Origin of the sequence: Bacillus hominis (assembly GCF_018332515.1) — a bacterium.
Taxonomy (GTDB): Bacteria; Bacillota; Bacilli; order Bacillales; family Bacillaceae_G; genus Bacillus_A; species Bacillus_A hominis.
On sequence record NZ_BOQD01000603.1, the window covers coordinates 1 to 807 of the forward strand.

General features: G+C 30.5%; 1 protein-coding gene. It reads left to right on the top strand.

The window, feature by feature from the left end; translation table 11 throughout:
- Positions 1-50: 50 nt before the first annotated feature.
- Positions 51-807: arylamine N-acetyltransferase family protein (locus KI356_RS27580; RefSeq protein ID WP_212937049.1), on the top strand; the 757-nt coding region annotated here is incomplete at its 3' end.

The following is an 807-nucleotide window of genomic DNA, read 5'->3' on the forward strand; positions in this document are numbered from 1 at the left end:
TACAATCAGCATATACTATTTTAACTTATAGCTATTAAGGGGTGCTGATTATGACAAGTTTACAAGATCAACTGTTTACAAGATTAAACCTTGAAAAACGTACTGAAATAAAATTTGAAGAATTAAGTACAATACTCTTTGCATTTGCCCATACAATCTCGTTTGAGAATTTAGATGTAATAGCAAGTAATGCGAATACAATTTCTATGGAAAACTTACAAGAGAAAATTTTAACTAGATCCCGCGGCGGACTTTGTTATGAATTAAATACTCTTTTTTATTATTTTTTAAAAGATAGTGGTTATGATGTACAACTCGCACTGGGTACCGTATATAAAAATGATATAAACGCTTGGGCACTTGAAGATGGGCATATAACAATTATTTTAAATTACGAAAACGTAAGGTACTTAATTGATGTAGGTATCGCTTCATTAGTACCTCTTGTGCCAGTACCGTTTACTGGCGAACTTGTTTCTGCTAAAAACGGTTCGTATCGAGTAAGACAAAAAGATACGAGTAAAGGAAACTATGTTCTAGAAAGAATAGATATTGATGGAGAATGGAAAGTTTGTCATGCTTTTTATAAACATATTATTGATGAGACAGTAGTAAACGATGTTCAAAGAAGAGTGATAGAAGATGAGAAATCTATTTTCAATAAAGGACCCATTACAGTCAAATTGACGGATTTTGGTCATATTTCTTTAACAAATACAAGTATAACTGAAATTAATTGTGGTCAAAAAACTAAGCGTGAAATTACAGAAGATCAATATAGAGAATTATTATATATTTTATTTGCTA